Raw genomic sequence first — 25,427 nt, forward strand, 5'->3', positions numbered from 1 at the left:
CGGCAGAGATTACTTGTCCAACAAGCTCTCGTCTTTCAGGACGGTCGGGTCAATCCCTTCGCCCGGTTTCTCGACCTTCGCATCCTTTTCCAGCGCGGCAAGGTGATCGGTGATCGCGGTTTTCTCGATTTCGGCTGCAAGTTCGTCGCGCACGTCGTCCAGCGCGGGCGCGGCGGAGGGGCGGGTTTCGAGCAGCTTGATCAGGTGCCAGCCGAAATCGGTTTTCACCGGGCCGACCAATTCGCCCGGCTTCATCGCCACCACGGCATCCTCGAAGGGTTTGACCATCATGCCGGGACCGAACCAGCCCAGATCCCCGCCATTGGCGGCGGTGCCGTCGGTGCCGTGGGTCTTGGCCGCATCGGCGAAATCGACGCCACCTTCGATCTGGGCCTTGATGTCCTTGGCCTTCTCCTCGCTGTCCACGAGGATATGCGCGGCCCGGTATTCGGTGCCGGGCTGGAAGTCCTTGTACTTGGCATCATAGGCGGCTTGCAGCGCGGCATCGGTCACCGCCGCTGTCACCACCTGTTGCAGCGCGATGGCCGAAATCTGGCCGCGGCGTTCATTTTCCAGCGTGATCTGGTCGCGCTTCGACAGGTTCTTTTCCACCGATTGTGCCAGAAGCGTCTGTTGCACAAGCTGATCAAGGATACCTTTGAACAGCACGTCATCGGGCAGCGCCTGATATTGCGGCGGCAGCGAGGCGCGCATGGCGATCATCTGCCCCAGCGTCACCGGGGTGCCGTTCACATCGGCCACAACGGTTTCGGCCGTGGGGTCGGCAGCGAGGGCCGGGGCGGCAAGGGCCACCGTCAGCGCAAACGCCCCAAGGATCGTTGTCATTTTCGCCATATCACCGTCTCCTGATCGGGGCGCATGTCGCGCCACGTTGACTTGGCGCTTCCGCCCCCTTACATCCGCGAAGGTCGCGCGAGACGGGGCACCTTCCGCGCCTTTCCGGGTTCTTCTATGAAAGCTGGGTGAGGCGGGCAAGGCCCCCGTCTCGCACGTTTCTGTCAGCAACCGGACACCGGAGAAAACATGCTTGGTCTCGGAACGCTCGCGCGGAAGGTTTTTGGCACGCCCAATGACCGGAAGGTCAAATCGGTTCGCCCGATGGTCGCCAGGATCAACGCGCTGGAGCCAGAGTTTCAGGCGCTGAGCGACGAGGAACTGATCGCGCGCACCCGCGCCCTTCAGGACCGCGTGCAGAACAAGGGCGAAAGCCTTGACAGCATCCTGCCCGAAGCCTTTGCCAACTGCCGTGAAGGCGCGCGCCGCGCGTTGGGCCTGCGGGCCTTCGACGTGCAGCTGAAAGCAGGGATCTTCCTGCATCAGGGCAATATCGCCGAGATGAAGACCGGTGAGGGCAAGACGCTGATGGCGACCTTCCCGGCCTATCTGAACGCCTTGGCCGGCAAGGGCGTGCATGTCGTCACGGTGAACGACTATCTTGCCAAGCGCGACTCCGAATGGATGGGCAAGGTCTTTGCCCAGCTTGGCCTGACCTGCGGCGTGGTCTATCCCTACCAGCCCGAGGCCGAGAAACACGCGGCCTATCGCGCCGACATCACCTATGCAACGAACAACGAACTGGGCTTCGACTACCTTCGTGACAACATGAAGGGCAGCATCGAAGAGATGATGCAGCGTGGCCATTTCTTCGCCATCGTGGACGAAGTCGACTCGATCCTCATCGACGAGGCGCGCACACCGCTGATCATTTCCGGTCCCAGCCAGGACCGCAGCGACCTTTACACCCGCGTCGATACGCTGATGCCCGAACTGACCGAGGCGCATTTCAAGCTGGATGAAAAGGGCCGTAACGCGACCTATACCGAAGAAGGCAACGAGTTCATTGAAGCCCGGCTGCGCCAGTCCGGCCTTCTGCCGGAAGGTCAGACGCTTTACGACCCCGAAAGCACCACGCTGGTGCACCACATCAATCAGGCGCTGCGTGCCCACAAGCTGTTCCACCGCGACCAGAACTATATCGTGCGCGATGGCGAGGTGGTGCTGATCGACGAATTCACCGGCCGGATGATGCGCGGCCGCCGCTTGTCGGACGGGCTGCATCAGGCGATCGAGGCCAAGGAAGGCGTGTCGATCCAGCCCGAGAACGTGACGCTGGCCTCTGTGACCTTCCAGAACTACTTCCGCCTTTATGACAAGCTGTCGGGCATGACCGGCACCGCCCAGACCGAGGCGGAAGAATTCATGGAAATCTACAAGCTCGGCGTGGTCGAAGTGCCGACCAACCGCCCGGTCGCGCGGAAGGACGAACACGATCAGGTCTATCGCACCGCGCGCGAGAAATACGAGGGTGTGGTCAAGGCCATCGGCGAGGCGCATGAAAAGGGCCAGCCCATGCTGGTCGGCACCACCTCGATCGAGAAATCGGAATTCCTCTCCGATCTGCTGAAGAAGGCTGGCGTGCCGCATAACGTGCTGAACGCGCGGCAGCACGAACAGGAAGCGCAGATCGTGGCGGATGCAGGGCGCTTCGGCGCGGTGACCATCGCCACCAACATGGCCGGGCGCGGCACCGACATCCAGCTTGGCGGCAATGTCGAGATGAAGGTGATGCAGGCCATCACCGCCGACCCGCATCTGCACCCCGACGAGGTGCGCGCCAAGGTCGAGGCGGAACATGCCGCAGAAAAGCAGAAGGTGATCGAGGCGGGCGGCCTGTTCGTTCTGGGCACCGAACGCCACGAAAGCCGCCGCATCGACAACCAGTTGCGCGGCCGCTCGGGCCGTCAGGGCGACCCTGGCCGCTCTGTCTTCTTCCTGTCGCTGGAAGATGACCTGATGCGCATCTTCGGGTCGGAACGGCTGGACAGCGTGCTGTCGAAACTGGGGATGAAGGAAGGCGAGGCCATCGTTCACCCCTGGGTCAACAAGTCGCTGGAACGCGCGCAGGCGAAGGTCGAGGGCCGCAACTTCGACGTCCGCAAGCAACTGCTGAAGTTCGACGATGTGATGAACGACCAGCGCAAGGTGATCTTCGGTCAGCGGCTGGAGATCATGCAGGCCGAGGATCTGTCGGAAATCGCGCAGGACATGCGCTATCAGGTCATCGACGATCTGGTCGAACAGTTCATGCCCGCCAAGACCTACCCCGAACAGTGGAACACGACCGGGCTTTACGCCGCGCTGCTGGAAAAGATGGCGCTGGACGTGAAGGTGATCGACTGGGCCAAGGAAGAGGGTGTCGATCAGGACGTGATCCGCGAACGGCTTGAGAAAGCCTCCGATGCCATGATGGCCGAGAAGCTGGCAAGCTTCGGGCCGGAAACCATGCGCAATATCGAAAAACAGCTTCTGTTGCAGACCATCGACGGCAAGTGGCGCGAACACCTGCTGCGGCTGGAACATCTGCGCTCGGTCGTGGGGTTCCGGGGCTATGCCCAGCGTGACCCGCTGTCGGAATACAAGACCGAAGCTTTCGCGCTGTTCGAATCCATGCTGGACGGGCTGCGTCAGGACGTGACGCAGAAGCTCGCGCTGATCCGGCCAGTGACGCAGGAAGAACAGCAACAGATGATGGCGCAGTATCTGGCCCAGCAGCAGGCGGCACAGGAAGCCGCCGATGCTGCGGCAGCTACGGGCAGCCATGAGGCGGTGGAACATATCGCCGCTGCGGGCTTCGACGAGGCCGACCCTTCGACATGGGGCAACCCTTCGCGCAACGATCCCTGCCCCTGCGGCTCGGGCGAGAAGTTCAAGCATTGCCACGGCCGCCTCGTCTGAGGCGGTCTACCGGCGCGCTGCTGGAAACATTCCCCGCTTTCGCCACGGAATGGCCCGGTTTCCTGACTAGTCCTGACCGGGACAGAAACTCGGGAGCCTTCCGATGGACATGAAACGTCGAATCGCGCTTGCCGCCGCGCTGTTGGCTGCGGGTCTTGGCGCGGGCCACTTTGTGCAGAACCGTGCCGCGACCGAACGGCTGGCTGCGCAGCGCGAAGCTGCGGCAGTCAAGGTCCGGGCGACCAGCGTTGTGCCGTTGGCGGCCGAGTCCGATCCGGCGCCATTGGCGTCGGTGCGTCCGCCAGAGGCAAAAGCCGCGGCCTTGCCCGCTGCACCGATGTTGACACCGGCCCCTGCGCCAAAACCGGAATTGGTTGCCCTGCCGACGCCCGATCCTGCACCTACCGTTTTGCCGGATTCTTCCGCGCAGGTTGAGGCCAAGGCCTGCCCCGTGACGTTGGACCTTGCAGCGCAGGATCACGCGATGCTGGGCCTGACCTTACTGGCCCCTTGTCAGCCGGATGCCCGCGTGGTGATCAAGCATGGCGGTCTGGCGATCACCGGAAAAACCTCGGCGACCGGCACGCTGTTCGTGGATCTTCCCGCGATGACGGCCGATGGCACTGTGACGGCGAAACTCGCCGACGGCACGCGGGTCGAAGCGAGGCAGCCGATCCCCGAAGTCGCCGGTCTGCGCCGCTTTGCCGTGCAATGGCTGGACCGCGATGCCTTTCAGGTGCAGGCGTTCGAAAACGGTGCCGATTATGGCCAGCCCGGCAATGTTTCGGCCAATGCGCCGCATACGCCGGTGCCGGGCAAGCCCTTGGCTGGCGGCTTCCTGACCCTGCTGGGCGACGATTCGGTCGATCTGCCGATGCTGGCCGAGGTCTATACCTTCCCCGCGACGGGCACGGCTGATGTGGTGGTCGAGGCGGTGGTGACAGAGACAACCTGCGGGCGCGAACTGCTGGGGGAAACGGTGACATCGGAAGGTGGGAAAAGCGCGACCTCCGAACTGACGCTCGCCATGCCGGATTGCGGGGCTTCGGGTGATATTCTGGTATTGAAAAACCTCGTGCCGGGAACGAAACTCGCCACAAGGTAACTTGAAGGCCAGACATGCGTTTGATGCTTTGGTGCGCGGCGGTTTTCGCCGCGCTCTCGTTTTGCGGGCAGGCGGCACAGGCGCAGGATGTCACCCTGACGGCGCGCGACGGATCCTTGTCGATCGACGGCACGCTGATGGGGTTTGATGGTGAATTCTACCGGGTTGAAACCCGGTTCGGTATGCTGACGGTGGATGGCGAGGGCGTGATCTGCGACGGTCCGGGCTGCCCTGACATGACCGCAACACTGGCCGTTCTGCGGATTGCCGGGGCTGAGGCACCGGGCAAGGCGTTGCTGCCGCCGCTGCTGGCCGCCTATGCGAAAACGCGCGCGCTGGCCCTGAAGCTGGAGCCTCAGGGCGCCGGTTTCATCGCGGCATTGTCGGAAACCGGAACCGATCAGGTGCTGGCGCGCATCACCTTCAGCCCGACCTCACCCGAGGAGGCGCGCGCGGCGCTGCTGTCCGGCGCGGCCGAACTTGCGGTTTCGGCGACAGCCGACAAGGGTTTCGGTGCACGGGCCATGGCGCTGGATGCGTTGATCCCGATTGTCGCGCATGACAATCGGCTGCCCCGGATCTCGACCCCCGATCTGGCTCAGGCGCTGTCGGGTGAAATTCGTAACTGGCAGGCGCTGGGTGGGCCCGACATGCCGCTGGCGCTGCATGCGCTGGCCAGGGACACTTCGGTGCAGCAGGCTTTGGTGGCGCGTCTGGGGCGCGATGTGCCTGCGGTCGTGATCCATGATACGCCCGAGGCGCTGGCCGCGGCGGTGGCGCGGGACCCTTGGGCACTGGCGATCACCGGGCAGGCGCAACGTGGTGCCGCACGGGCCTTGCCGCTGACCGATAGCTGCGGTTTTCCGCTGCTGGCCGACCGGGCGCTGGTGAAGGCGGGGGATTATCCGCTGACCTTTGCCATCAACCTCCTGACCCCGCGCCGCCGTCTGCCGCTTTTCGCGCGGGAGTTTCTGGATTTTCTGGACCATCCGGCTGCCGAGGCGGCGGTTGCAGAAGCCGGGTATATCGACCGCGCGCCCGAAACCGTGCCGCTGACAGCGGACGGGCTACGCCTGCTGAATGCGATCAAGGGGGCCGGGGGCGATGTCCCGCTGGCCGAGCTGAAACGTCTGGCCGATGCCATGGCGGGCGCCAGCCGGTCGTCGCTGACCTTCCGGTTCGAGGATGGGTCGGCCACGCTGGATGCAAGGTCGCGGGAAAACCTGCGCCTTCTGGCCCGGATGATCGAGGTTGATGCCTTCCGGGGCAACAGGCTGATCCTTGCAGGCTTTTCCGATGGTTCGGGCGACGGGGCCGCCAATATGCGGCTGTCTGAAAGCCGGGCCATCGGTGTGCTGACCGCGCTGTCCTCTGCGCTGCCGCTCGGGACCGACCCTGCGCACCTGCCCGAGGTGGAGGCGTTCGGCGAGGCGCTGCCGATGGCCTGCGACACAACCGCAGCCGGGCGTCGTGCAAACCGCCGGGTCGAGGTCTGGTTGCGCCCGGTGTTCACAGATAGCCCTGAGACCGGAAACTGATCTCCCGTTCCCTTCCGACGATCAGATGATCGTGCAGCACAAGGCCCAGCACCTCGGCTGCGTCGCGGATCTGCATGGTCATCTGGATGTCGGCGTCCGAGGGTGTCGGGTCGCCGGAAGGGTGATTATGCACCAGAATCAGTGCACTGGCATTCAGTTCCAGCGCCCGCTTCACCACTTCGCGCGGATAGACCGGCACATGATCCACCGTGCCGCGTGCCTGTTCCTCATCCGCGATCAGCACATTCTTGCGGTCCAGAAACAGGATACGGAACTGCTCGGTTTCCCGATGCGCCATGGTCGTATGGCAATAATCCAGCAGCGCATCCCAGCTTGACAGCACCGGCCGGTGCATCACCTTGGCCCGCGCCATACGCTGCGCTGCCGCCTCGACGATCTTCAATTCCTGCACCACTGCCTCGCCTACGCCTTTCACCGCCAGCAGGCGGGGCACAGGGGCGGCAATCACACGATTGAAATCGCCAAAGCTCTCCAGCAGCAGCCGGGCCAGTGGTTTGACATCTTGGCGGGGAATGGCACGGAACAGCAGAAGTTCCAGCAATTCATAATCCGGCAGTGCAGTGGCGCCGCCTTCCATGAACCGCGCGCGCAGGCGTTTGCGGTGGTCGGCAATATACGAGGGCAGGCGCCCCTGAAGGGCGTAACCCACCGCCTCATCCTCGTCACCCGACGGGGCGAAAAGGGGCAGGGGGGCTTCAGCGAAGGCGCGGGATCTGGTCATGCCCGCAGCTTGCGCCCCGAATCGTAAACGGGCGGTTAACCGCGCCGGGGCTTGCCTTTGGCGCAGTCACCGGCTTCCATGGCATGAAACAGGAGGCGGCATGACACTCGGTCAACTGAAGGCCCAAGGGACGCCGCGCGAGATCGGGCGGGCGCTGGGCATGGCGGGGCGGGCGGCGGTGCTGACCCATCTGCGCGGCAACCCCTTCTGGCGCGAAGCGGTCGATCCGGTGCATGCGGGCCGCCGCGCCCGCATGGCCGAAACCGTGCGCACCCGTTTCCCCGCGATCTGGGCCGAGATCGAGGGTCTGGCCGAGGGGCTGGGTCTGCCCTTCGCCGAGGTTTTTGCCTGGCAATGCCGGGGCGACATCCTCGCCGCGCTGCCGCCGTTTGCTGAAGCCGAGGGCTGCACCTCGGTCCTGCGCCCCGGCAACCCGGCGGTGATGGCACATAATGAGGATGGTTACCCGAGCCTGCGCGGCCATTGCTTTCTGGCCGACCTCGCCCCGGAGGGTGCGCCGCGTTTCGTCAGCTTCTGCTATCCGGGCTCCATCCCCGGACATACTTTTGCGATGACCGAAGCGGGGCTGGGGATGACGGTGAACAATATCCGCCTGCAAGGGGTGGAGCCTTCGGTGCCACGCATGGTTCTGGGCCGGGCGATGCTGGCCTGCGCCACAGCGGCAGATGCGGTGGCACTTCTGGAGAGCGCGAACTCTGGCGGCTTTCACATCGGGCTGGGCGAGGCCGCCAGCGGGCGGCTCTGGTCTGTGGAATATGGCGGCGGGGCGCTGACCGCGCAGGAGGTGACGGCGCCCTTCGCCCATGCCAATCATGCGCTGCACCATTCGGGTGGGCTGGCGTCGCAATATATCACCCGCTCCTCCGCAGACCGGCAGGCGCGCGCCGAGGCTTTGCTGGCTGGCGATCCGCTGGCGGTGCTGGCCGATGCCGCCGGGCCGGGCCTGCCGATCCGCCGCACCGACCCGTGCGACCCGGATGAGGAGAACACGCTTGCCACGGTGGTGATGCGGCTTGACGGCGGCGGGATCGACTGGCGGGTTTATGACGATCCCGCACAGCCGCCGACCCACGCGGGCCGGATCGGCGGCTGAGGCGGCTCAGGCAGAAACCGCGAGTTCCGTCATCATCCCGGTCGCCAGATGGCCCATGTGGTGGCAATGCAGCATCCACGGCGCGACTTCGCCCGCATCGAAGGCAATGGTCACGCTGCCCATGGCAGGCACATGCACCGTATCGCGCAGCGCGCCCGCGAACCGGGTGCCGTTGACCTCGACCACCTGAAATACATGGCCATGCAGATGCATCGGATGCGCCATCATCGACATGTTGTGGAACATCAGTTCCACCCTCTCGCCGTTTTTCGCGACGACCGGGGTCCGGTTGTCCCATGTCTGGCCATTGATCGTCCAGACATAGGGCTGCATGGCACCACCCAGCATGATCATCTGCCGGCTTTGCACCGGGCGCTCGGGCAGTGAGGTCACGGCACGCAAGGCCAGCTCCTGCCGCATGTCGCCGGAAACCGGCGGATGCGCCTTGTCGGAAAGCGCGGCGATCCGGGGAATGGTGGCCCCCTGTGGGGCAAGAAGGATTCCGGTGCGTTCGCGCGCGCCTTCGCGCAGGGCGAGTATGGGCTGTGCGGTGCCGTCGGCGGGCAGGTCGATCTCGATATCCAGCCGCTGTGCCGGGGCGATGGAGAAGCGGTCGCCGGGCAGCGGCATCACCGGCTCGCCATCCACCGCGACCAGCAGGGCCGGGGTGCCGGTATCTACCCAGAAAGCGGTCATCGCGGCGCCGTTGATGACCCGCAGTCGGATGCGCCCGCCGCGTTCGACTGTGATGACCTCGGGATCGTGCAGCGTGCGGTCATTGGCCAGATAGGCGTCGAAGTTGAAATCGTTGAGGTCCATGGCCATGCCAGCCATACCTGCCATCTCCCCCATCCCTTCCATGCTGCCATGCCCCATGGCAGCGTGATCCATGCCACCCGGCGCGCTGTGGTTCATGCTGCCATGATCCATCGCCATGCCGCCGGTCACCTCGGCCAGCACCTCCTCCGGCGAACGGAAGGCGAAGTCGTGCAGGAACATCACCACCTCCTGCCGGTCGGCGCGCAGATCCTCGGTGCTGCGCAGGATCAGCGGCGCGGCCAGAAGACCGATCTCCTGCTCCGGCAGATGGCTGTGCATCCAGAAGGTGCCGGGGCGGGGCGCATAATCATAGCCACGGGTCTCGCCCGGTTTCAGCATCGGGTTGGTATTGGGCACGCCATCCTGCGCATTGGGCGGGATCTGGCCGTGCCAGTGGATGATCGTCTCGACCGGCAGCGCATTGGTCAGATCGACGCGAAAGCGCTGATCGGGGGCGAGCGTCAGGCCAAGGCCACCCTGCGCGTTCATTAGCCCCATGACGGTGGCGGCACGACCGCCAACCTCGATCACGCGGGTGGTGGCGGTCAGCGACAGCGGGGCAGTGGCGGCACGCAGCCGGGCAGGAACCGCAAGCGAAGCGGCCATGGCCGCAGAGGCGGCCATGAAGCCGCGGCGGGAAAATCGGGTCATCTTGATCTCCGGTCAAAAGTGGGACTTTGGGACAGGAGTCAAAGACGCGGCGGCTTGCCTTCCGGTTCGGGGCTGGTGGAGGTGGCGAGGGCAAGAACAGGGGCCGGTTCGAACGGCATGACACGCTGCATCGGGCCAAGCGGCGCGAAGGCTTCGGTCATCACCGTCTGGCCCAGACAGTGCTGGCGGCAGGTTTCATCCATCCGGCCGGGTGTCATGCCGTGGCAATCGGGGGCGGTCATGCCCTGCGCCGCATGAGGCTGCGGCATCGCACGGGCGGTGGACATCGCGCCGGGCCACAGGCCGACGGCCGCCATGAAGACGGCCATAGCCAACAAGCGAAACAAAATGGCCCTGAGTTCCATGGTTGCAATCTAGTGCGGTGGCACGACACTGTCAGATGAAATTTCCGGCACCGGACAAGGTTACTGCCAAGAGGTTACCCGTCGCATCGGGCAAGGCCTCACATGAGCGCCGCCACCCTTTCGGCTACCGCCGCGCCCAGAACCGCATGAGCCTCTGCCTCGAAATGCACGCCATCAACCGAGCTGACGGCGATCACCTCCCCTGCGTCCAGAAAGGCTGCCCCGCGAGAAGTGGCGAGGGCGCGGTAAAGCGGGGGCAGGGCTAGGGATTTGGCGCGGGCACCCCAGAAATCCGGGGCAAGGACGCCGGTTTCCAGCACCGGCGGCGGGCAGATCAGCAGCACCCGGAAGCCGCCGTGGCGGGTCTGCATCTCGACCCCGAGTGCAAGGTCCAGAAGCCCTGCGATGCCGCCCATCACCGCTTCGGGGCTGGCGCCGAAACGGGTTTTCATGTCATTGGTGCCCAGCATGATGGTCAGCACATCCAGCGGCCCGTGGCTTTGCAGCGCCTGCCGCAGCGCCGGGTGACCGTTCATCAGCCCGTCCATACAAGGGTCATCGAATTGCGCGGTGCGGCCGGGCAGGCCTTCCTCCACCAACTCCCACTCCGGCCCCAGTGCCGCCAGCGCCCGGCGCGGCCAGCGGATATCCGGGCCGAAGCGATGATAGCTCACGCGGTCGGTCATCGGGGGTGAACCGTGGGTATTGCTGTCGCCGAAGGTCATCAGAACGGGCATGGCACTCTCCGTTTTCCCGGCAGGCTAGTGCCGGACGCAGGAAATGCAATTCCCCTTGGCCTTTTGCGGCACTGCGCCCATATAGGGGCAAAGCTGCAAGACACGAGGACGCGATGTTCGGACTGGATTCCCAAAAGACCGCCCCCGCCGGGGCCGATCTGATCAAGGATTCGTCGGAAGCCACCTTCATGGCCGATGTGATCGACACAAGCCGCGAAGTGCCGGTGATCGTCGATTTCTGGGCGCCGTGGTGCGGCCCATGCAAACAGCTTGGCCCCGCGCTTGAGGCCGCTGTGACCGCGGCCAAAGGTCGGGTCAAGATGGTCAAGATCAACGTCGATGAAAACCAGATGATCGCTGGGCAATTGCGTATCCAGTCGATCCCGACGGTTTATGCCTTCTGGCAGGGCCAGCCAGTCGACGGCTTTCAGGGCGCGCTGCCGGGGTCGGAGCTGACCAAGTTTATCGAGCGCGTTGCCGCCATGGCAGGTGACGGCGGACTGGGCGAGGCGCTGGAGATGGCGGAACAATCGCTGACCGATGGCGATGCCGTCGGCGCGGCCGAAATCTTTGCCGCAATTCTGGGCGAGGAGCCGGAGAATGCCGCCGCCTATGGCGGGTTGATCCGTGCACATATGGCGGCGGGCAATGTCGAACAGGCCGAGGCATTCCTCGCCGGTGTGCCCGCGAAGATCGCCCACGCCAAGGAGGTCGAGGCGGCTCGGGCGCAGATCGAGCTTGCCAAGCAGGCTGCCAATGCGGGCCCGGAGGCGGAACTGCGCGCGGCGGTCGCGGCGAATCCCGACGACCATCAGGCGCGCTTTGATCTTGCGGTGGCGCTGAATGCTTCGGGCAAGGTGGACGAGGCGGTGGACGAGTTGCTGGACCTGTTCCGCCGGGACCGCGAATGGAATGACGGTGCCGCGCGTGCCCAGCTTTTCACCATCTTCGACGCGCTGAAGCCGCAAGACCCCATCGTGCTGAAGGGGCGGCGCAAACTTTCGTCGATGATATTTGCCTGACCGGCCAAGCGGCCTAGTTTGATGGCCATGATCAAAGCTGCCGACCTGCCCGACCTGATCCCGGTCTTTCCGCTGCCGGGCGCCCTGCTGCTGCCGCGGGCCCGCCTGCCACTGCATATTTTTGAACCGCGCTATCTGGCGATGCTGACCGATTGCATGAAGACCGAACAGCGGTTGATCGGAATGGTTCAGCCGCGCGAGGTGCCGGGGGCAGAGGCCCCGCGTCTGCATGCCATCGGCTGCGCCGGCCGGCTGACAGGCTTTTCCGAAACCGAGGACGGGCGCTACATGATCACCCTTTCGGGCGTATCGCGGTTTCGCCTGAGGGAAGAAGTTCATGGCTTCCAGCCCTATCGCCGCTGGGCGGTGGACTGGGCGCCCTTCGCCCGCGATCTTGGTGCGGCGGAAACCGATCCGGGTTTTGACCGCGACGGCTTTCTGGATCTGCTGGCGCGGTATTTCCAAAGTCAGGGCCTGTCTTCCGACTGGGGCAGCCTGAAAGAGGCCGAGGCCGAATTGCTGGTCAATTCGCTGTCAATGCTGTGCCCGTTCGATCCGGCGGACAAGCAGGCGCTGCTGGAGGCCCCCTCGCTGCCGACCCGGCGTGAGACGCTGGTGACATTGATGGAAATCGCCCTGCGCGGCGGCACGGAAGGAGAGCGCCTGCAATGACCGATCAGAACACCCCTGAACGCCGCATGCTGGAGGCGCTGGTCTGCCCGATGACTCAGGCGCAACTGACCTGGGATGCCGAGCGGCACGAATTGGTGTCCAAGGCCGCGCGGCTGGCCTTTCCGGTGCGCGACGGCATCCCGATCATGCTGGTATCCGAAGCCCGCGCGCTGGACTGACGCTCAGATCGGCTTGCCATCCAACAGTTTCGGCAGATCGCCCGACAGGCCCGCGGCCTGCCGCATGAAACCGCGCCGCAGGCCGGGCAGGGCGTTCACCGCGCCAAGCCCCAGATCGCGCCCCAGCCGCAGCAGGGGGTTGCTGTTGGAAAACAGCCGGTTGACCGTATCCATGCCAAGCGCCAGCGTCGTGGAATCAAATCGCCGCCAGCGTTGATAGGCGTCCAGCGTGGTCAGGCTGCCGAAATCCTCGCCCCGCCGATGCGCCTCGATCACCACCTGCGCCAGCGCGGCCACGTCGCGCAGCCCGAGGTTCAGCCCCTGTCCGGCGATCGGATGCACCCCATGCGCAGCATCGCCCACCAGTGCCACCCGTGGCGCGATGAAGCTAGTGGCCAGTGTCAGGTTCAGCGGATAGGTGAAGCGGGCGCCCGCCAGCGCTATCTCGCCCAGAAAATCGCCGAAGCGCGGGCGCAGCGCGGTCAGATAGCCTTCATCGTCCAGTGCCTGTATGGCGCGGGCGGTGGCGTCAGTCTCGCTCCAGACGATGCTGGAATGGTGACCGCCCGCCAAGGGCAGGATCGCCAGCGGACCGGAAGGCATGAAGAACTGATGCGCCACGCCCTCATGCGGTTTTTCATGCCGGATCGCGGTGACAAGCGCGGTCTGCCCGTAGCCCCAGCCGGTGCGGCGGATGCCAGCGCGGGCGCAGGTGCCCGATTGTCGCCCGTCGCAACCCGCCAGCAGCCGTGCGCTTAGTCGCTGACCCGAGGCGAGCGCGACGGTGATGCCCTGCGTATCCGCCTCTTGCGCGGTGACGGTTTCACCCGACAGCAGCGTGATGCCGGGTTCGTCCCGCATGGCGTCAAGGAAGGCCGCATAAAGATGCCGGTCCTCGACCATAAAGCCCATCGGGCCTTCCTCAAGCTCGGCCGAATCAAAGCCCAACACCCAGGGCGCGGCGCCTTGTCCCGCCTCGCCATCACTGGCCTTGATCTTGAGGATCGGCTGGCTTTGCGCGATGCGCGGCCAGACGCCGGTCGCCACCAGCAGGCGTTTGGACGCCAGCGCCAGCGCATAGGCGCGGCCGTCGAACCCGGCTTCGGCCCGCGCGGGGGCGGGGCGGCTGTCCACCACGGTGACACGCAGCCCGCCTTGGGCCAGTGCAAGGGCCAGCGCGGGGCCGTTCAGCCCGCCGCCCGCGATCAGAATATCGGTATCCGGCATCATGCGCCCAATATGGCGCGCCAAGCGGGATTGTCCATGCGCCCTTGCGTCGCTAGCCTGCGCCAAACAGCGGAGTTTGCGGCGATGATGGACAAATGGCTCGGGCGCAGTGCGGCGGATCTGGGGCGGGCAATCGACGCGGGCAAGATCAACCCGGTTGACCTGACCGAGGCTTTCCTGGATGCCATCGCCCGCCACCCTGATGCGAAGCGCATCTATGTCCGCACCACCGCAGACCGGGCGCGGTCCACCGCGGTGTCTGCTGTGGGCCGTGCACGGGCGGGAACCCGTTTCGGGCCTCTGGATGGTGTGCCGCTGAGCTGGAAGGACAATTTCGATGCGGCGGGCGTGCCCTGCGAGGCCGGATCGGCACTCTTGAAGGGCCGGGTGCCGGAAACCGATGCCGAACTGCTGCACGGGGCGACGACGCAGGGTCTGGTGTGCCTTGGCAAGACCCATATGACGGAACTGGCCTTTTCAGGTCTGGGGCTGAACCCGGTGACGGCAACGCCGCCCTGCATCAACTTCCCTGATGCGGTGCCGGGTGGGTCATCCTCGGGTGCGGCGGCTTCGGTGGCCTTCGGGCTGGCGCCTGCCGCCATCGGCTCGGATACCGGCGGGTCGGTGCGGGTGCCTGCGGCCTGGAATGATCTGGTCGGGTTGAAAACCACGCATGGCCGGCTGTCCACCAAGGGGGTGGTGCCTCTGTGCGACCGTTTCGATACGGTCGGCCCGCTTGCCGCCACTGTCGAGGATTGCGCGCTGATCCTTTCCGTTCTGTCGGCCCGCCGCGCGGCGGATCTGAAAGGGGCGAGCCTGACCAACGCGCGTTTCGGTGTGCTGAAGACCGTGGCACTGGATGATCTGCGCGACGCACCGGCGCAGGGGTTTGACGGGGCTTTGCGCCGCATGGCCAATGCGGGTGCGACCATCGACGAGTTCGATGCCCCGGAAGTGGCCGAGGCGATGCGGCTGGCTGCCGACCTCTTCACCCCCGAAGCCTATGCAATCTGGGGCAAGACCATCGAGGCGGCGCCAGACAAAATGTTCCCCCCGGTGCTGGAACGCTTCCGCGCCGGGGGCACCGTGACGGCCACTGCCTATATCGCGGCCTGGCGGCGGCTGGAGGATCTGCGCAAGATCTGGGAGCGCCGGGTTGGCGGTTTCGATGCCGTGCTGATCCCGACCTCGCCCATCCTGCCGCCGGATGCGAAGCGGCTGATGGAAGATCACGCCTATTTCACCTCTGAGAACCTGCTGGCGCTGCGTAACACCCGCATCGGTAACGTGCTGGGCCTGTGCGTGCTGACCCTTCCAACTGGCCAGCCGTCCTGCGGGATTTCGCTGATGGGCCCCGCGATGCAGGAGGAACGTCTGCTGCGGCTGGGCGCCGCGGTGGAACGCGCGCTGGGCTGAGGGCGCAAAAGTCACATTCTACCGACACATACAACCGATTGTGTCACGATCTACTGGACCGGGCAGGGCTTGCCCGCTATCCTCATCGCAAACGGGGCGATATGACCCCGAGATGAGGCAGTATACCAATGGCGTTTCCTGAGCGGTTCTCGAACCTGCCGGATTATGCGTTTCCGCGTCTGCGGAAATTGCTGGATCATTTGCCCCCCGGCGGGGCGCCGGTTGCCATGACGATCGGCGAACCGAAACATGCGATGCCCGATTTCGTCGGGCCGATTCTGGCGGCGAATCTGGATGGCTTCTCGGTCTATCCGCCGAATGACGGCACGCCCGAATTGCTGGCGGCGATCTCCGGCTGGACGCAGCGACGCTATGGCGTGGCGCTGGGGCCGGATCGCTTCATGGTGCTGAATGGCACGCGCGAGGGGCTGTTCAACGCCTGTATCGCGCTGTGCCCGGAAACCAAGAACGGCAAGCAGCCCGTTGTGCTGATGCCGAACCCGTTTTATCAGGTCTATGCCGTCGCCGCGCTGACTGTGGGGGCAGAGCCGGTCTATGTGCCTGCCACCGCCGCGACCGGGCATCTGCCAGATTTTGCAGGGCTTTCTCCGGATCTTCTGGACCGGGTGACAATCGCCTATATCTGTTCGCCCGCCAATCCGCAGGGCGCGGTGGCCAGCCGCGACTACTGGAAAACCTTGCTCGCGCTGGCCGAGAAGCATGATTTCCAGATTTTCGCGGATGAATGCTATTCCGAGATCTGGCGCAACAGCCCGCCGCCCGGCATCCTTGAGGTCGCGGCCGAGGTAGGGGCGGACCCTGAACGGGTGGTGGCTTTCCATTCGCTGTCGAAACGGTCAAACCTGCCGGGGCTGCGCTCGGGCTTCGCGGCTGCCGGACCGCAAAGCATGGAACGGCTGCGCAAGCTGCGGGCCTTTGCCGGCGCCCCGCTGCCGCTGCCCTTGCAGCGCGTGGCGGAAGCCGCCTGGAGTGACGAGGCACATGTGGCCGCCTCGCGCGCGCTGTATCAGGAAAAATTCGCGCTGGCCGACAGCATCTTTGGCGGCATGCAGGGCTATCAATCGCCCGAAGGCGGGTTCTTCCTGTGGCTGCCGGTCGAAGATGGCGAGGCGGCGGCGCTGAAGCTCTGGACCGAGACGGGCGTGCGGGTGCTGCCGGGGGCGTATCTGTCGCGCGATGTCGGCGGGCAGAATCCGGGCAAGCCCTATATCCGCGTCGCCTTGGTGGCGCCAAAAGACGAAACGGAACGCGGCCTGACGAAGCTGCGCGACTGCATTTACGGCTGAGGTGGCAGATGGCTTTGTATCAGATGCGTCAACGTGATCCGCTGGTGGACCCGAACACCCAGGCCGCGCTGGAGCGCCGCGCGCGGGAGCTGATCGGGCTGGGCCTGATCGCCGTCGCGTTGTTGTTTACTGTCATGCTGCTGAGCTATTCGCCCGAGGATCCGGGCTGGATGGTCGCGACCGATCAGCCAGTGCGCAACTGGCTGGGCGGGATCGGGGCGGCCATCGCCTCGACCCTGATGATCATCACCGGCAAGGGCGCCTGGGCCATCCCGCTGATCCTGTTCGCCTGGGGCATGCGCTTCGTGCTGCATCGTGGGGCGGAACGTGCGGCGGGCCGCGTGGTCTTTGCCCTGATCGCGGTGGCCATGGCCTCGGTCTTCGCAGCGACCCATGTGCCGGGGGCCGACTGGCCGCATGCCTTTGGTATCGGCGGGCTGTTCGGGGATACCGTGCTGGGGGCGATGCTGGGCGTCGCTCCGGTGAAGGCGACCTTCGGGCTGAAGGTGATGTCGCTTCTGTCGGGCGTCGCGTTGCTGGGAATGTTGCTGTTCGTGACCGGCTTCGATGCCGAGGAATTGCGCGCGCTGCGGCACTTCCTCGCGGTTGGCAGCGTGATGGCCTATTCGCAGGTCATGGTGTGGGCGGGGCGCGGAACCGCCGGGGCGGCGCGTGCCGCACAGGCCGCTCAGGCACGGCAGCGTGAGCGGCGGGCCGAGGCGGCAGCCGCGCGCCGGTCGGAGCCGGCGTCTCGGATGCAACCGGCGATGGCCCCTGCGGCGCTATCAATGCCGGGCGGGGCGACGCGGCGTAGCCGGGTCATTCGTGCTGATCTGGAGCCGACACTGCCGATGCACCTTCCGGTCGAGGACGATCTGCTGGACATCGAGGACGACGACGGCTTCGTTCCGAATTTTGGGGCTCCGGCGCGGCTGGGTGGCGCAGGTCACATGCCGCGCAGCATGACACATCCGGTCGAAGCTCAGGCCCCGCGCCGGAAGGAAGGATTGCTGGGGCGTCTGCGCCGTGTTGTGGATCCTGATCCGATGCCCGAATTGCCGGTGATGCAAGCGGCAATGACCGAGGTCGATCTGGCCCCTGAAGACCGGATCAAGGCCCGTATTTCTGATGTGATCCGCACACGCGTCCGGCATGGCAAGGGGGTTGCCGCGCCGCAGCCGCACATGACGCCGCTGCAAGCAGCCATCGCCCGCCGTGAACCGGCGCTGAACCGCCGTGGCCTGCGGATCGAGCCCCCGGTGATGGCCCCGACTGTCACGACGCCCGAACCCGTGATGTCCGCGCCCTCCAATGCGATTTCCGCGGCCGTCGCCTCGGCCGCCGCGCGTGCAGCGGCAGCGCAGGCCCAGCTTGCCGAACAGACCGCGCAAATGTCCGCGCCAGCCCTCAGGGCAGAGCCGGTCGCGCCTTCTCCGGTTGTAACGCCCGCGTCTCGCCCGCTGTCGCGCCTTGTGGCCGAACCCGCCCCCGTGCCGCGTGCAGAGCCGCTGACGCTCGATTCCGCTCATGCTGCTGCGGCTGCCGATCTGGATCGTCCGGCGCCGCTTCTGCGGCCTGCCGCGACCCGGATGCCGGTCGGGCCTGCGGTCCTGCCCGCGCAGCCTGCGATGTGGCGGGACGAGGCCGAGGCGATTGTGCCCGCCACGCCGCGTATGCAGGCGCCCGCCCCGGCGCCGGTGGTCGAGGCGGTGGAAGATGCCTATGACGACTGGTCGCCGGATGACAATTACGAACCGGATTATGATCCGACACCCGTGAACCACGCTGCACCGCTGCGTGCCGATACGGGCGGAATGCCCGCGCGCCCGTCGGCGCCGCTGGTCACGCCCGAGGTGAAACGCGGTGTGGTGCAGCATCCGGCCAAGAAGCCGATTACGCCCTCCCGTCAGGCGGTGGCCGAAGCGCAGCCGCGTCTGCGCTTCGAGGATCAGGTAAGCGCGGCTTATGAATTGCCGCCGCTTTCGCTTCTGGCCTCTCCCGCGACCATCACGCGCCATACGCTGTCGGATGAGGCGCTTGAGGAAAATGCACGGATGCTGGAATCCGTGCTGGATGACTACGGTGTGAAGGGCGAGATCGTCTCGGTCCGCCCCGGCCCTGTTGTCACCATGTATGAACTGGAACCGGCGCCGGGCCTGAAGGCCAGCCGGGTCATCGGCCTTGCCGATGACATCGCACGCTCGATGTCCGCCCTTTCGGCTCGGGTGTCCACTGTGCCCGGCCGCTCGGTCATCGGGATCGAACTGCCCAACGCCAGCCGCGAGAAGGTGGTGCTGCGCGAGATTCTTGCCGCGCGCGACTTCGGCGACAGCCAGTTGCGCTTGCCGCTGGCGCTGGGCAAGGACATCGGCGGCGACCCGATCGTGGCGAACCTTGCCAAGATGCCCCACCTCCTGATCGCGGGGACCACGGGGTCGGGGAAATCCGTCGCCATCAACACCATGATCCTCAGCCTCCTCTACAAGCTGACGCCCGAGGAATGCCGGCTCATCATGATCGACCCGAAGATGCTGGAGCTTTCGGTCTATGACGGCATCCCGCATCTGCTTTCGCCCGTCGTCACCGACCCGAAGAAGGCGGTCGTCGCCCTGAAATGGGTGGTGGGCGAGATGGAAGAGCGCTACCGCAAGATGTCGAAGATGGGGGTGCGCAACATCGACGGCTATAACGGCCGGGTGCGCGAGGCGCAGGCCGCAGGCGAGATGTTCAAGCGCACCATCCAGACCGGCTTTGACGAGGATACCGGCGAGCCGGTGTTCGAGACCGAGGAATTCGCGCCCGAACCCTTCCCCTATATCGTCGTCATCGTCGACGAGATGGCCGACCTGATGATGGTGGCCGGGAAAGAGATCGAGGCTTGCATCCAGCGTCTTGCGCAGATGGCGCGGGCCTCGGGCATCCATCTCATCATGGCGACGCAGCGGCCTTCGGTCGACGTCATCACCGGCACGATCAAGGCGAACTTCCCCACCCGGATTTCCTTCCAGGTGACCTCGAAGATCGACAGCCGCACCATTCTGGGCGAGCAGGGGGCAGAGCAACTGCTGGGCCAGGGCGACATGCTTTATATGGGCAACGGCCAGCGCATCACCCGGATCCACGGCCCCTTCGTGTCGGACGAAGAGGTCGAAGAGATCGTGAACCACCTCAAGAGCTTTGGCCCGCCGCAATACATGTCGGGCGTGGTGGAAGGCCCGGATGACGAGGTGGCGAGCGACATCGACGCGGTGCTTGGCCTCAATGCCGGCGGCAATACCGATGGCGAGGACGCACTTTACGATCAGGCGGTGGCCATCGTGGCACGCGACCGGAAATGTTCAACCTCCTACATCCAGCGCAAGCTTGGCATCGGCTACAACAAGGCCGCGCGTCTGGTGGAGCAGATGGAGGAGCAGGGTGTCGTCACCCCGGCGAACCATGTCGGCAAGCGCGAGATCCTGATCCCCGAGGCGTGAAGAAGGGGGCTGTCTGCCCCCTCTTGGCCTGCGGCCAATTCACCCCCGAGGATATTTGGAAACAGATGAAGGATCAGCCGCCGAGGTGCCGGGTGCCGCGCGCCTCGGCCAAGCGCATCTGGTGCATGCGTTCGCGGAAGCGGGCGCGGTCGGTCTCGGAATATTCGTCGGCGCAGTGATGGCAGCAGACGCCTTCCTCATATTCCGGGCGGGACATGTCTTCCGGCTGGAGCGGACGGCGGCAGGCGTGGCAGGTGGCAAGCCCGCCGGGCACGAGGCCATGGCCCACGCTGACGCGCTGGTCGAAGACATAGCACTGGCCATCCCAGAGGCTTTGATCCTCGGGCATGTCCTCGAGATATTTTAGGATGCCGCCCTTGAGGTGAAACACCTCTTCCACGCCCTGTGCCAGCAGGAAGTTCGTTGATTTCTCGCAGCGGATGCCGCCGGTGCAGAACATGGCGATGCGCTTGTTGTGGAAGCGGTCCTTGTTCGCCTCCCACCATGCGGGGAAATCGCGGAAACTGGCGGTCTGCGGATCAACCGCACCGCGGAAGGTGCCGATGGCGACCTCGTAATCGTTGCGGGTGTCGATCACCGCGACATCGGGCTGCCTGATCAGCGCATTCCAGTCGGCGGGTGTGACGTAATGGCCGACGCGGGCGCGCGGGTCCACATCGGGTTGGCCCATGGTCACGATCTCGCGCTTCAGCCGGACCTTCATGCGGCCGAAGGGCATGGTATCGGCGTGGCTTTCCTTGTGCTCCAGATCGGCGCAGCCGGGCAGGGCGCGGATATGGGCGAGAACCGCGTCAATACCGGCGCGGGAGCCGGCGATGGTGCCGTTGATTCCCTCCTGCGCCAGCAGGAGCGAGCCTTTGATTCCCTGCGCCTCGGCCAGCGCAAAGAGCGGTGCGCGCAGGGCGGCGGGGTCGGGAAAGCGGGTGAAGTGGTAGAGCGCGGCGATGGTGATCATGCCTTGGGCATAGGTCAGTGCCCCTTGGCTGGCAAGGGCTGCGCGCAAGGGTGCGGCGTTGACGCAAGCTGCGGGCGGCCTTACGCAGAAGGTGCAGCAGCGAAAGAGGACCAGCCATGACCGAGGCCCTGATCGTCATCGACGTCCAGAACGATTTTTGCCCCGGTGGCGCGCTGGCGGTTGCGGGGGGCGACGAGATCGTGCCCGAGATCAACGCGATGCTGGCCGATTATTCCGTGCGTGTGCTGACACAGGACTGGCACCCGGCCGATCATGCGAGCTTCGCCGCCAATCATCCGGGTGCAGCGCCGTTCTCGATGGGCGAGATGCCGTATGGCCCGCAGGTTCTGTGGCCGGTGCATTGTGTGCAGGGCACGACCGGGGCGGCCTTTCATGCCGGGCTGAACGCCGATGCCGCAGATCTGGTGATCCGCAAGGGTTTCCGCCCCGGCATCGACAGCTATTCGGCGTTCTTCGAAAATGACCGCACGACGCCGACCGGGCTGGAGGGCTATTTGCGCACGCGCGGGGCGACGCGGTTGATGCTGGTTGGGCTGGCGACAGATTTCTGTGTGGCCTATTCGGCGCTGGATGCGGCGCGGCTGGGGTTTGATGTGACGGTGAAGCTGTCGGCCTGCCGCGGGATTGACCTTGACGGATCGCTCGCGGCGGCTTTGACGCAGATGCAGGCCAAGGGCGTAAAGCTTGTCTGAACCCTCTGTTAACGTCCTCGTCCTAGGCTGAGCCGGAAACCGGCAGGGCAGAGGATGGACAAGGCAATCGCCGAAGCACGTGCGATCTTCATAAGCCGGAACAGCCCGCATGGCCTGTTCCGCCGCTATGCGCGCGGGCGTGTGCGCACCTTTCTGGTGCGCCAAACCATGACCTTGATCGGGGCCGCGGTGATCGGTGCGCTGGGATCGCCCTGGTTGGCGCCCGCCAGCATCGGGCTGGCCCTGCTGGGTGAGGCGGTCGATTGTCTGACGCTGCGCTGGATCCTGCGCCGCTGTTCCGAGAAGGTGCCACCGGACGCCCGCCATCTGGCCACGGGCACTGCCGCATTTCAGGCACTGACGATTTCGGGCTGCATAGCGCTCTGCTGGTATTTCATCCCGTTGATCGAGGCGCAGGTCTTTGCTGCCGTCTTCCTGATGTCCGCCATCATCAACGCGGGACTTGTGCGCCATCACTTCCCCGAAGGCGGCTCGGCGCGGCTGGCGATTTATGGTCTGGCTGCACTGGTTCTGATCGCCGATCTGGTGCCGCAGCGCGGACCGGGCAGCCTGTTCCTGATCTTCTCCATGCTGATTCTGGGCTATAGTTCTGCACTTTTCATCCGCTCGGTCGGCAAGGGTCGGCAAGAACGGTTGCGGTTCGAGCGGGCCTTGCTGGACGAACAGGTTGCGCTGAGCCGGTCGCAGAAGGCGCTGTCTGAAGCGGCGCGCAAGTCGGCATGGCTGGCGCGGATAGCCCAGCATGCAGGTGACAGTGTTGTCTTCACCGGGCCTGACGGTCGCATCCAATGGGTCAACCCGGCCTTCAGCCGAATCACCGGCTATCGCTTTGACGAGGCGGTCGGTCGTTTCCCCGGTGATCTGCTGAACGCCCCCGAAACGCTGGCCGATGATCTGCTGCGGCTGCGGCAGGCCTATGAACAGGCGCAGCCCCTGCGGCTGGAGCTTCAGAACCGCCGCAAGGATGGCGGGCGCCTCTGGATGGACATTTCCCTGACTCCCGTTCTGGACGCGGAGGGCAAGCCCGAGGTGTTCATCGCAGTCGAGCGTGACGTGACCGAGGCGCGGCGTCAGGCGGCTGAGCTGGCCGCGGCGCGTGAGGCGGCAGAGGCCGCCGCACATGCCAAATCGCAATTCCTTGCTACGATGAGCCATGAAATCCGCACGCCGCTGCATGGGGTGATCGGTGTGGCGGAGCTTCTGGGCGAAACGGCACTGGATGACCAGCAGCGCCAATACCTCGATACGATCCTTGAATCCGGCCGCGCCCTCGTGACGATCATCAATGATGTGCTGGACCTTTCGAAGGCGCAGGCTGGAAAATCAGACCTGCTGGCCGAACCGGTTTCTGTGGCCGAGGGGATCGAAAGCGTTGCGAAGCTTTTGCGGCCCTTCGCGTCGAAGAAAGGCATCGAATTGCGCACATCTGTCCCGCAAGGGTTTCCGCGCCATCTTGGGGATGGCGGGCGAATACGGCAGATCCTGCTGAATATTCTTGGGAATGCGGTGAAGTTCACCGACCGTGGTGCAGTCCAGGTGCGATTGGATTACCAGCCGGAGGGGGCGGTTGATTTGCTGCGCATCGCGGTTGAGGATACCGGCATCGGCATCGCGCCGGAACGGCTGGAAACGATCTTCGACAGCTTTACCCAGGCTGACAGCACCATTTCACGCCGCTTCGGAGGGTCGGGCCTGGGGTTGACGATCTCGCGCCTGCTGGCCCGGCAGATGGGAGGCGATATTTCCGTCAGCTCCGTTCCGGGGCAGGGGGCTGTCTTCAGCGTGACACTGCGATTGCCACGTTTGAGCGGTGCGGTTCGCCCTGATGCGACGCCGGTTCCAGTTGTCAGGCCGCAGACCGGGTTGCATGTGCTGGTGGCCGAAGACAATGCGACCAATCTGATGATCGCCCGCAAGTTGCTGGAGCACAGCACCGCGCGTGTCAGCGTGGCCCGCGATGGAGAGGAGGCGCTGGCGCGTTACAAGGCTGATCCGCCGGATCTGGTGCTGATGGATCTGTCCATGCCGGGCATGGACGGGCTGACCGCAGCCCGTGCGATCCGGACGCATGAGGCAGCCGCAGGATTGCCGCGATGTCGGATCATCGCGCAAACGGCGTTCTCCAAGGATGAACAGGGCGCTGCGGTTGCTGCGGCAGGGATGGATGGCATGTTGTCCAAGCCGCTGACACGCCGCGACCTTTATGAATTGCTGGACAGGATCGCCCGGCAGCCCGAGACGGGTTTTGACGTCTCCCCCGCCTATGCCTTAGAGATGAGCGCAAAGGGAGATGCAGAATGGTCGATATCGCAACGCGGGTCCACAACCACAACTGGAAGATCGACCCGATCGTCCGTTCGCTGATCGATACGGACTTCTACAAACTGCTGATGTGCCAGTCGATCTTTCGCAACAAGCCGGATACGACCGTGGTGTTCAGCCTGATCAACCGCACGAAATCCATTCGCCTCGCCGAACTGATCGACGAGGGGGAGTTGCGCGAACAGCTGGATCATGTCCGCTCGCTGAGCCTCAGCCGTGGTGAAAGCACATGGCTGCGCGGCAATACCTTCTATGGCAAGCGCCAGATGTTCCGCCCTGATTTCATGGAATGGTTCGAAGGCATGCGCCTGCCGGACTATCACCTGGAGAAACGCGATGGCCAGTATGAGCTGACCTTCGAGGGCCGCTGGCCCGAGGTTATGCTGTGGGAAATTCCGGCGCTGGCGGTGCTGATGGAATTGCGCTCGCGTGCCGTGCTGCGCGACATGGGCAAGTTCGAGCTTCAGGTGCTTTACGCCCGCGCCATGGCCCGGCTGTGGGAAAAGATCGAACGGTTACGCCGCATCGAGGGGCTGAAGATCGCCGATTTCGGTACGCGCCGACGGCACGGCTTCCTTTGGCAGGACTGGTGTGTTCAGGCCATGCAGGAAGGTTTGGGCGACGCCTTCATCGGCACATCGAACTGCCGCATCGCAATGAAGCGCGATATCGAGGCGATCGGGACCAATGCGCATGAACTGCCCATGGTCTATGCGGCATTGGCTGACAACGATGCAGAGCTTGCCCAGGCGCCCTATCGGGTTCTGGCCGACTGGCACGACGAACATGATGGCAATCTGCGCATCATCCTGCCTGATACCTTCGGCTCGGAGGGGTTCTTGAAGCACGCGCCCGACTGGCTGACGACCTGGACGGGCATTCGCATCGACTCCGGCGATCCGGCCGGTGCCGCCGAGATGGCAATCCGCTGGTGGAAGGATCGTGGCGAGGATCCGACCCAGAAGCTTGTGATCTTCTCGGACGGGCTGGATGTCGAGAAGATCGAGGAACTGCACGCCCGCTTCGTAGGCCGGGTCAAGGTTTCCTTCGGCTGGGGCACCATGCTGACCAATGATTTCCGCGGTCTGGCAGGGGACCGGCTGGCACCGTTCAGCCTTGTCTGCAAGGCCGTCAGCGCGAACGGGCGCCCGACGGTCAAGCTTTCCGACAATCCCAACAAGGCCATGGGACCGGCAGAAGAGGTTGCGCGCTACAAGCGGGTCTTTGGCGTCGGGGGGCAGAAGGCGCAGGATCTTCTGGTCTGATGCA

Annotated in this window: 20 protein-coding genes; 13 read left to right on the forward strand and 7 right to left on the reverse strand. The window is 65.0% G+C overall.

What is annotated here, in order from left to right; translation table 11 throughout:
• Positions 1 to 9 precede the first annotated feature (9 nt).
• Positions 10 to 855, reverse strand: coding sequence for a peptidylprolyl isomerase (locus tag D2N39_RS06980; protein ID WP_119134066.1), 846 nt, complete (start codon positions 853 to 855; stop codon positions 10 to 12).
• A 189-nt stretch (positions 856 to 1,044) separates the two neighbouring features.
• Between D2N39_RS06980 and secA the strand changes: the two genes are divergently transcribed.
• The 3 genes from secA to D2N39_RS06995 all read left to right on the forward strand — a co-directional run bounded on the left by secA (position 1,045) and on the right by D2N39_RS06995 (position 6,399).
• Positions 1,045 to 3,756, forward strand: coding sequence for a preprotein translocase subunit SecA (gene secA, locus D2N39_RS06985; protein ID WP_119134067.1), 2,712 nt, complete (start codon positions 1,045 to 1,047; stop codon positions 3,754 to 3,756).
• Between the two features lie 103 nt (positions 3,757 to 3,859).
• The gene (locus D2N39_RS06990; RefSeq protein WP_119134068.1) at positions 3,860 to 4,861 is read left to right on the forward strand and encodes a hypothetical protein; all 1,002 of its coding nucleotides are present in this window, start codon (positions 3,860 to 3,862) and stop codon (positions 4,859 to 4,861) included.
• Positions 4,862 to 4,875: 14 nt separating this feature from the next.
• The gene (locus D2N39_RS06995) at positions 4,876 to 6,399 is read left to right on the forward strand and encodes a phosphate ABC transporter substrate-binding/OmpA family protein (RefSeq protein ID WP_119134069.1); all 1,524 of its coding nucleotides are present in this window, start codon (positions 4,876 to 4,878) and stop codon (positions 6,397 to 6,399) included.
• Here the strand turns inward: D2N39_RS06995 and radC are convergent.
• A complete protein-coding gene (gene radC / locus D2N39_RS07000; protein WP_119134070.1) occupies positions 6,371 to 7,141 on the reverse strand; it encodes a RadC family protein in 771 nt (256 codons plus the stop codon). The genes D2N39_RS06995 and radC overlap by 29 nt on opposite strands.
• A gap of 100 nt (positions 7,142 to 7,241) precedes the next feature.
• Between radC and D2N39_RS07005 the strand changes: the two genes are divergently transcribed.
• Positions 7,242 to 8,255, forward strand: coding sequence for a C45 family autoproteolytic acyltransferase/hydolase (locus D2N39_RS07005; RefSeq protein ID WP_119134071.1), 1,014 nt, complete (start codon positions 7,242 to 7,244; stop codon positions 8,253 to 8,255).
• 6 nt (positions 8,256 to 8,261) lie between these two features.
• Here D2N39_RS07005 and D2N39_RS07010 read toward each other — a convergent pair whose 3' ends face one another.
• The 3 genes from D2N39_RS07010 to D2N39_RS07020 form a co-directional block, all read right to left on the reverse strand.
• Positions 8,262 to 9,725 carry a multicopper oxidase family protein gene (locus D2N39_RS07010; RefSeq protein ID WP_119134072.1) on the reverse strand — a complete coding sequence of 488 codons (1,464 nt, stop codon included), beginning with the start codon at positions 9,723 to 9,725 and terminating at the stop codon, positions 8,262 to 8,264.
• Between the two features lie 38 nt (positions 9,726 to 9,763).
• Positions 9,764 to 10,042 (reverse strand): hypothetical protein, encoded by a 279-nt coding sequence (locus D2N39_RS07015; protein ID WP_147373456.1) that lies wholly within the window; start codon positions 10,040 to 10,042, stop codon positions 9,764 to 9,766.
• A 146-nt stretch (positions 10,043 to 10,188) separates the two neighbouring features.
• Positions 10,189 to 10,827, reverse strand: coding sequence for an SGNH/GDSL hydrolase family protein (locus tag D2N39_RS07020; RefSeq protein ID WP_119134074.1), 639 nt, complete (start codon positions 10,825 to 10,827; stop codon positions 10,189 to 10,191).
• Positions 10,828 to 10,940: 113 nt separating this feature from the next.
• Between D2N39_RS07020 and D2N39_RS07025 the strand changes: the two genes are divergently transcribed.
• From D2N39_RS07025 to D2N39_RS07035, 3 genes are read left to right on the forward strand one after another with little or no spacing between them, the layout of a single operon-like run.
• Positions 10,941 to 11,849 (forward strand): thioredoxin family protein, encoded by a 909-nt coding sequence (locus D2N39_RS07025; protein ID WP_119134075.1) that lies wholly within the window; start codon positions 10,941 to 10,943, stop codon positions 11,847 to 11,849.
• Positions 11,850 to 11,876: 27 nt separating this feature from the next.
• Entirely contained in the window at positions 11,877 to 12,521 is a 645-nt protein-coding gene (locus D2N39_RS07030) for an LON peptidase substrate-binding domain-containing protein (protein ID WP_119134333.1), read from the forward strand.
• Positions 12,518 to 12,700, forward strand: a complete 183-nt coding sequence (locus D2N39_RS07035; protein WP_119134076.1) for a Trm112 family protein — start codon at positions 12,518 to 12,520, stop codon at positions 12,698 to 12,700. The genes D2N39_RS07030 and D2N39_RS07035 overlap by 4 nt, the downstream gene beginning before the upstream one ends.
• 3 nt (positions 12,701 to 12,703) lie before the next feature.
• Here the strand turns inward: D2N39_RS07035 and D2N39_RS07040 are convergent, their stop codons facing one another.
• Positions 12,704 to 13,930, reverse strand: a complete 1,227-nt coding sequence (locus D2N39_RS07040; RefSeq protein WP_119134334.1) for an FAD-dependent monooxygenase — start codon at positions 13,928 to 13,930, stop codon at positions 12,704 to 12,706.
• 84 nt (positions 13,931 to 14,014) lie between these two features.
• Between D2N39_RS07040 and D2N39_RS07045 the strand changes: the two genes are divergently transcribed.
• The 3 genes from D2N39_RS07045 (at position 14,015) to D2N39_RS07055 (ending at position 20,126) form a co-directional block, all read left to right on the forward strand.
• On the forward strand, positions 14,015 to 15,343 hold the full coding sequence (locus D2N39_RS07045; RefSeq protein ID WP_119134335.1) for an amidase: 1,329 nt from the start codon (positions 14,015 to 14,017) through the stop codon (positions 15,341 to 15,343).
• A gap of 128 nt (positions 15,344 to 15,471) precedes the next feature.
• Positions 15,472 to 16,650, forward strand: coding sequence for an aminotransferase class I/II-fold pyridoxal phosphate-dependent enzyme (locus tag D2N39_RS07050; RefSeq protein ID WP_119134077.1), 1,179 nt, complete (start codon positions 15,472 to 15,474; stop codon positions 16,648 to 16,650).
• Positions 16,651 to 16,658: 8 nt separating this feature from the next.
• Complete coding sequence (locus D2N39_RS07055; RefSeq protein ID WP_119134078.1) at positions 16,659 to 20,126, forward strand: DNA translocase FtsK; 3,468 nt, start codon at positions 16,659 to 16,661, stop codon at positions 20,124 to 20,126.
• Between the two features lie 73 nt (positions 20,127 to 20,199).
• On the opposite strand, the gene trhO is transcribed toward D2N39_RS07055, so the two are convergent.
• Positions 20,200 to 21,102, reverse strand: coding sequence for an oxygen-dependent tRNA uridine(34) hydroxylase TrhO (gene trhO / locus D2N39_RS07060; protein ID WP_119134079.1), 903 nt, complete (start codon positions 21,100 to 21,102; stop codon positions 20,200 to 20,202).
• Positions 21,103 to 21,218: 116 nt separating this feature from the next.
• Here trhO and pncA point away from each other — a divergent pair, with 116 nt between their 5' ends.
• The 3 genes from pncA to pncB are packed head-to-tail and all read left to right on the forward strand — an operon-like array spanning position 21,219 to position 25,423.
• Positions 21,219 to 21,815 (forward strand): bifunctional nicotinamidase/pyrazinamidase, encoded by a 597-nt coding sequence (gene pncA / locus D2N39_RS07065; RefSeq protein ID WP_119134080.1) that lies wholly within the window; start codon positions 21,219 to 21,221, stop codon positions 21,813 to 21,815.
• Positions 21,816 to 21,869: 54 nt separating this feature from the next.
• On the forward strand, positions 21,870 to 24,200 hold the full coding sequence (locus tag D2N39_RS07070; protein ID WP_119134081.1) for a hybrid sensor histidine kinase/response regulator: 2,331 nt from the start codon (positions 21,870 to 21,872) through the stop codon (positions 24,198 to 24,200).
• Positions 24,134 to 25,423, forward strand: a complete 1,290-nt coding sequence (gene pncB, locus D2N39_RS07075) for a nicotinate phosphoribosyltransferase (protein WP_119134082.1) — start codon at positions 24,134 to 24,136, stop codon at positions 25,421 to 25,423. Before D2N39_RS07070 ends, pncB begins: the two co-directional genes overlap by 67 nt.
• Positions 25,424 to 25,427: the final 4 nt, after the last annotated feature.

The sequence above is a fragment of the Gemmobacter lutimaris genome (assembly GCF_003570715.1).
Classification (GTDB): Bacteria; Pseudomonadota; Alphaproteobacteria; order Rhodobacterales; family Rhodobacteraceae; genus Gemmobacter; species Gemmobacter lutimaris.